This is a genomic window from Streptococcus henryi DSM 19005, from assembly GCF_000376985.1.
In the GTDB taxonomy this organism is placed as follows: domain Bacteria; phylum Bacillota; class Bacilli; order Lactobacillales; family Streptococcaceae; genus Streptococcus; species Streptococcus henryi.
This window is the reverse complement of sequence record NZ_AQYA01000006.1, coordinates 1-7,571: the sequence shown is the minus strand read 5'-3', so window position 1 is coordinate 7,571 and position 7,571 is coordinate 1. Positions and strand designations below refer to the sequence as shown.

Below are 7,571 nucleotides of genomic sequence, written 5' to 3'. Positions count from 1 at the left end.
ATCCTTTTGGGTTATTTCGTCATTTCCTAGGATATAGGACTTTTTTTATTTTGAAAACATGTAAACGTTTTTCCGAGTATTATTTTACACTAACAAAGAAATTTCTATAGAATCTTACTCGTAGCTCTATTATTGTTTAAATCCGAACCTGATTGGTGGAAATGGTTTCTTCATTAACAAGGAAGAGGTCACGTGATTATCATGAAAGGGATTATTCAACTATCTTTTTCTTATCTCAAACTTAGTATTTTTAAAATAGAAGGGTTTAAACATTATCATGAAAAAGTTAATTAAAACTACTCTAGCAAGCTCTATCTTATTGATGTCTTTCACTGCACCGCTGACTTCTGCTCATGCAAATTCACCTGAGATAGAAACAAGCCATTTCTCTGTCGCAGAACAAATCGAAATGGAGAGGCTAGAAGATAATGTAGCACAAATTAATAGCAATTATAAAAAAACTGCTGATTCTATGCGTGTCCGTCGAGACCCTAAAGTTTTCACTGATTCTGTAACTGGGACATGGAGTTGGCGTGATGGAGTAATCTGTGTTACTACGCAAGGTTTTGGTAATGAACTGATAAATTCTTGGCATGCAGGTATCGTAGCACCTCAAAAGAATTACGTAGTGGCAGAAGCTCCTGGACTAAAAGAAGCAGTTAGACTCAGACAAAACAAATGGGTCCCTAGCAAAGGATATACAGTCTATCAAGTGGGAGTCACATCAACTACTATTCAACAAGATTATAACGCAGGTAAATGGGCTGGGCAACAGGTTGGAAAACCTTATAATATCAATTTTTGGGATGCCAAAAGAACAGATAAGTTTTACTGTTCTCAACTTGTCTGGGCTGCCTATTACTATACCGCTAGTGTTGATTTGAATAAATCTGACAATGATATCGCAGGCAAGATGGCAATTCATCCAGGTGAGTTGGTTAATAATTCAAAAGTAACACTCATTTACAAAGACGCGAGGTAACTTTATGAAAAAAAAGTTCTGTCGCTAGCTGCTATTATAATAGTTGCTAGCATTGGCATTGGAATTTGGTATTTCTTTTTCTCTTCCCCCCTAACTAGCCAGATTAAACTAAATGAAAAAGCTAGCACTTACCTTGTAACTTCAGAGGGAACTTATAGTTTCGACACCACAAATGGAAATTTTAACTTACTTGAAAAAAACAAGTATCAGATTGCTGAGTATGTTAATAGTTATTATCCAAGTGCGAAATTTGATAACCGTTACCTTCTCATGTCTAAAGGTTGGGTTGGACCCCAATCTTTTCCTACAGGAATTGTAACTATCGACTTTAAAACAGGTAAAGTGACAACAACAGACACTGATAATTACGCAGATGGTGGAAGTGCTGCAACAAAAAAATATTTTTATACTTGGACTACCTTCACAGATAGTGCTGTATTAACTCAGTTTGATAAACAAGGGAATGAGATTCAGAGTAAAACATACAAGGGATTATTTATGTTATCTTCAGGTTTTTCAGATTCAGATGGTATTTTACAGTTAACAGTAACTAGAGACGCCGGAAACGAAACATACATTGATAACTATGTAACCATTGATGAGTCTGACTTATCCATAATATCAGAAGAACCTCTTCATACATCTGATGGTGAGCAATATCGCTTCGTTGAATCAGTAACACTTGAGGGGATATTATACACTGCTAACGTCGATATTCGAGACAATACTACCAAAGAGTCCACTCCTACTGGACAGCTATTTGTTAAAAATACCAAGACTGGAGAAAATGAGTTTTTACCTTTACCAGAACAATTTCCGATGCGAATGACATATTGTAATGACCTCATTTTCATCGAACACAGTTATGATATGCTTGGATATTCTTGTTTTACCATTTTCAATCCTAAAAACAAGGAAATGAAACTTATTAACTTAACCGATCTTGGCTTAACTAATGGCAGCGCATCTCCTTCTATTGACTTCTTTACTTTTGATAAGACCGGGCATCTTCTTTTTACTGTGCAAAATAAATTAGTGTCCTTCGATATAGAATCCCAAACAATAGTGGATACTTACAGTTTTGCAAAAGAAAATCCAGATGAGTACCCCTATTATATCTGGACGGTTAGCTAGTCAGATACTCCCAACATCCTCAAAACTTTTGGTGTTAGGTCGAGTCCACTTTCACACTTACATACCAAGACTTAAGATTGGATTTGTGATTCTTCTATTTCTAAGCCTGGAACCTTATCACAAAAGGTTTCAGGCCTTTTTATAGTCTATTAAAATCAAACTGATAGCTGTCAGTTTCGACTTGCCCTACTCTAGTACTGCCTTTGTCTCACTTCCTCGTCAGATTTTGATTTTATTTGAGTTTTAGTTTTTATAATATTTAGCTTGATTAGGGAGATAAAGAAAAACTATCAAGTCTTAGAAATTTCCTATTTATGCCATTAATATGTAGCCGATTCTTGATTTTAGAAAACGATTTACGGTAAAATATGAATACTATGACTTCAAGGAGTTTATGATGACACTAAAACAACTCTTACAAAACGCTCCCAAGAACCTCCCTATCCTCCAAGCAACATTTGGCTTAGAGAGGGAGAGTTTGCGGATTAATAAATCTACTCACAAAGTTGCACAAACGCCCCATCCGAAAGTGTTGGGAAATCGCTCTTTTCATCCCTATATCCAAACCGACTACAGCGAGCCTCAGCTAGAGCTTATCACTCCAGTAGCCTCATCAACTAGTGAAGCTCTGCGATTTCTAGGAGCTATTACTGATGTAGCTGGACGTTCTATCTCAAAAGATGAGTACCTCTGGCCTCTTTCTATGCCCCCTAGAATCACCGAGGACGAGATTAGCATTGCAAAATTAGATAGCCAGTACGAACGCAACTACCGTAAGCATCTGGCTGAAACTTATGGCAAGCTTCTCCAATCAATGTCGGGGATTCATTACAATATGGAGTTGGGTAAGGATTTGGTTCAAAGCCTCTACCAGCAAAGCGGCTACAGATCCATGGTGGACTTCCGTAACGACCTCCATCTCAAACTAGCCCAAAACTTCTTGCGCTTCCGCTGGCTCCTAACTTTTTTATACGGGGCTTCGCCAATAGCAGAGCAGGGATTTCTTGAAACTCCACTTACTAAGCCTGTTCGTTCACTTCGTAATAGTTCCTACGGCTATGTTAACCATGATGAGGTTAGGATTTCATACGATAGTCTTGAGCACTACATTTCTGACATTGAAGCCTGTGTTTCTGATGGTCGTCTGATTGCGGAGAAGGAATTCTATTCGCCTGTCCGCCTGCGTGGAAGCAAACGTAATCGTGATTACCTGACAAACGGTGTCACTTATTTGGAATTCCGTTGTTTTGACCTCAATCCTTTTGATAATAAGGGGATTACACAGGAAACTGTCGATACGGTTCACCTCTTCGCCCTTTCCCTTCTTTGGTTAGATTCTAGCTCTGCTATTGACCAAGAGATTGCAAAGGCTCAAAAACTTAATGACGCTATTGCTCTTGCTCATCCACTAGACAAATTGCCGGATGAGGCGCCTGTTAAGGACATTCTTGATGCCATGCAGGCGGTTATTAAGCATTTTGACTTGCCTAACTACTATCAAAATTTGGTGGACAGAATTGTGGAGCAGATTGCTCAGCCAAACTTAACCTTGTCAGGTCAATTGGTAGATTATCTTGAAGACTTATCTCTGGAGAACTTTGGTCAGGAAAAAGGCCAAGGTTATCAAGACTATGCTTGGCAAGCTCACTATGCCCTAAAGGGTTATGAGACAATGGAGCTATCAACTCAGATGTTGCTCTTTGATGTTATTCAAAAGGGGCTAAATTTTGAAATAATGGATGAGAGTGATCAATTCCTCAAAATTTGGCATGGCAATCATATTGAGTATGTCAAAAATGCTAATATGACAGCTAGAGATAACTATGTTATTCCCTTGGCCATGGAAAATAAAATTGTCACTAAGAAAATCCTCTCTGAAGCTGGCTTCCCTGTTCCAGCTGGAAGTGAATTTGACAATAAAGATGCTGCGCTCCGCTATTTTTCGCAAATTAAAGATAAACCTATCGTGGTTAAACCAAAATCAACAAATTTCGGTCTAGGAATTTCAATTTTCAAAGATAGTGTTAGTCTTGAAGATTATGAAAAAGCACTAGATATCGCCTTTTCTGAGGATAATTCTGTTTTAGTTGAAGTCTTTATTGCTGGTACTGAATATCGATTCTTTGTCCTTGATGGTGTCTGTGAGGCGGTGCTTCTTCGTGTTGCTGCTAATGTTGTCGGTGATGGTAAGCATAGTATCCGCCAACTGGTGGCTATCAAAAATAGCAATCCTCTCCGAGGACGAGACCATAGGTCACCTCTTGAAATCATTGACTTAGGTGATATTGAATTGCTCATGCTGCAACAGCAAGGTTACAGTCCGGATGACATTCTCCCAGATGGAATTAAAGTTAATTTACGTGAGAACTCAAATATTTCTACAGGCGGCGATTCTATCGATGTTACAAGCAGCATGGATGCGTCATTTAAGCAATTAGCTGCTGATATGGCAAAAACAATGGGAGCGTGGGCCTGCGGTGTAGACTTAATTATTCCTGACAAGAATCACATTTCAAGCAAGGAAAATCCTGGTGCTACCTGTATCGAACTTAATTTCAATCCATGTATGTATATGCACACTTATTGCCAAGAAGGTGAGGGACAGGCCTTGACTATCAAGGTATTAGAGAAACTTTTCCCTGAAATTGTATAATACTCTTTTAACTAGGCTAGATTTAGTCTAGTTTTTTTGCAAAACTAAGGTTATTTCTTGTCACAAGGCCATCATTTGCGATAAAATAATAGCTATACACGTAAAGAAAGTTTGAGAATAAAATATTATGGCTTACTATAGTCGTCCACCTAGAAGTAATTCTTTGTTTGGCTTAATTGTTAGTGGGATTATCCTTCTCGCACTCTTTGGCTGGATTTTTGAAACCCTGCTACCTCTCTTAATTATTGGAGGAGTTGGGTATGGTGCCTATCGTCTGATAAGTCGCCAGGCAAGACTTGATAAGGCCACTACTGCTCAACGTCTTCAAAATTTAAAATCTGACATTCAAATTGCCGACCGAAAATTGAAAGTCTTGAAGGATTACCTGGCCAATAAAGAATACAAACAATATGCACTTGAAGCGCGCCAGCTATTGCCAAAAGTCCAAAAAATACAATCTGAGGCAAATGAACTCAAAGAAAAAATGGATTCGACAATCTACCACCGTGTGATTAAAAAAGCTGGGGAAGTTGAAACTGAACTTCAAACACAATTGCTTAAAATTGACATTACGCCAAGTGCTTTTTCTAAAGGTCATGCTAACTTAGATGCCCTAGAAATTGCACCTGAATTGAGCACAGTTTACAACAATATCCAACGAGACCACGCATCAATATTAGAAAAGATTTCGCAGGCTGATAATAAGGAAGAACTTACTGCTCTACATGAAGCAAACATGCAACGCTTTGAAGACATCCTGACTGGTTATCTAAAAATTAAGGAAGAACCAAAAAACTACTACAACGCAGAAGAACGCCTCGCACAAGCCAAAGCTGCATTGGAAAAATTCGACCTTGACCTTGATGAAACACTTCGTCAGCTCAACGAGAGCGACATGAAGGACTTCGATGTCAGCCTTCGTATGATGAATGCTGAACATAAAGATTATGCTCAAGAAGCTAAAACTTCTGATATTTACTAAACACTGGAGAAAGGATTGGAACTGCGAGACCTCGACCACACTAGGTACACAGCTCCTGGTAGCTAAACTATGGCTGACACATTTAACTTTGACATTGACAAAATTGCAAACAATGCACTCGTAAAAACCGACAAGACAACTGAGATTATCGCAGCAACTGACACTTCTTCCACAGGTCAAGTTTCATTTTTAGAAAAACTAACGCCTGAACAACAAACTGCCATCGCTGCAAAAGCTCCAGCACTTGTTGACACCTTTGTTACTGATCAAAATGCCTTGCTCGATTTCGGAACATCTGCTGTTGAAGAAGTAAACACAACTGTAAATCATATCCTAGCTGAGCAGAAAAAACTTGAAATCCCTCAAGTTGATGAACTTCTCAAAAATACAAACCGTGAATTGCATGGCTTCATTGCTAAATATAAAGATGCCAAACCAGCAGAATTAGAAAAGAAACCTAACTTGTTACAAAAAATGTTCAAGCAAAGCAAGAACACTTTACAAGAATTCTATTTTGATTCTCAAAATATTGAGCAGAAAATGGATGGCATGGCTGCTGCTGTTGTCAAACAAGAAGAAACTTTAGCTCGCAACATCGTTTCAGCTGAAATGCTGATTGAAGATAATACAAAATCGATTGAAAACCTAGTTGGTGTTATCGCCTTCATTGAGGCAACCCAAAAAGAGGGAGCTGATCGTGCCGCAAAACTTCAGAACGAAGTAACATTACTTGATTCAGCTACTCCTGAGTATCACAACAAAACAGCTGAATTGGCTCGCATGACTGAAGTTATCAACACTTTAGAACAACAACACACTGAATACCTCAGCCGTCTCTATGTTGCCTGGACAACAACCCCACAAATGCGTAACATGGTTAAAGTATCATCAGATATGCGCCAAAAACTTGGCATGCTGCGTCGCAATACTATCCCAACAATGAAGTTGTCAATTGCACAGCTTGGAATCTTACAACAATCTGTTAAATCAGGTATTACAGCGGATGCTATTGTCAATGCCAATAATGCTGCGCTTCAAATGCTAGCAGAGACAAGTAAAGAAGCTATCCCTCAGCTAGAACGCACAGCACAAAGCCCAACGGTATCAATCAAATCAGTGACAGCTCTTGCAGAAAGCCTTGTGGCTCAAAACAATGGCATTATAGCTGCTATTGATAACGGACGTAAACAACGCGCTCAATTGGAAGCTGCTGTCATCAAATCAGCCGCAACAATCAACGACTCAGTAAAACTAAGAGACCAAAAAATAGTTGAAGCTCTTTTGAACGAAGGAAAAATTGTACAAGACGAAGTACAAAGAAGTCGCGAGGACGTGACACCTGAGGGAGAGTAAAATAGTCAAGAACTAAGAGAACTCGATTTTCTTAGTTCTTTTTTTAAAATATCCCCTTTCACACACTATATTTTGATGCTGGTCATTTTAGATTAGCTTTCAAAATCCTATGCCTATCGGCTTGTAATCAGACTAATCAGTGAAAACACCTTCATAGAAATCTCTGAAAATCTCCCCCTAAAAAGAAATGTTAGTGTAAAATAATACTCGGAAAAACGTTTACATGTTTTCAAAATAAAAAAAGTCCTATATCCTAGGAAATGACGAAATAACCCAAAAGGATATAGAACCTATGACTATTGTAACAAAGATTGGAAAAATTTTAAAGACTAGTAAACATTTATCTGAGTTAGAAACAGAAATAATGAGTTTGATGAGTAAGGTCTTTACAGAGAGTTTGGCTCATTGCTTAGAACGCTTAGATAAGGAACTTATTTCAGACTACCATAAGGATGGCTGGGAGATTG

The 7,571-nt window shown here is 38.4% G+C and carries 5 protein-coding genes; all 5 read left to right on the top strand.

Annotation, left to right across the window (positions count from 1 at the left end; all coding sequences use genetic code 11):
• Positions 1-277: 277 nt before the first annotated feature.
• Positions 278-982: a YiiX/YebB-like N1pC/P60 family cysteine hydrolase gene (locus F601_RS12055; protein ID WP_018163662.1), complete on the top strand. Its 705-nt coding sequence runs from the start codon at positions 278-280 to the stop codon at positions 980-982.
• 270 nt (positions 983-1,252) lie between these two features.
• Positions 1,253-2,116, top strand: coding sequence for a hypothetical protein (locus F601_RS0100130; protein WP_018163661.1), 864 nt, complete (start codon positions 1,253-1,255; stop codon positions 2,114-2,116).
• Positions 2,117-2,513: 397 nt separating this feature from the next.
• Positions 2,514-4,769 carry a bifunctional glutamate--cysteine ligase GshA/glutathione synthetase GshB gene (gene gshAB / locus F601_RS0100125; protein WP_018163660.1) on the top strand — a complete coding sequence of 752 codons (2,256 nt, stop codon included), beginning with the start codon at positions 2,514-2,516 and terminating at the stop codon, positions 4,767-4,769.
• Between the two features lie 127 nt (positions 4,770-4,896).
• Complete coding sequence (locus F601_RS0100120; protein ID WP_018163659.1) at positions 4,897-5,751, top strand: hypothetical protein; 855 nt, start codon at positions 4,897-4,899, stop codon at positions 5,749-5,751.
• A 69-nt stretch (positions 5,752-5,820) separates the two neighbouring features.
• Positions 5,821-7,104, top strand: a complete 1,284-nt coding sequence (locus tag F601_RS0100115) for a toxic anion resistance protein (protein ID WP_018163658.1) — start codon at positions 5,821-5,823, stop codon at positions 7,102-7,104.
• Positions 7,105-7,571 lie beyond the last annotated feature (467 nt).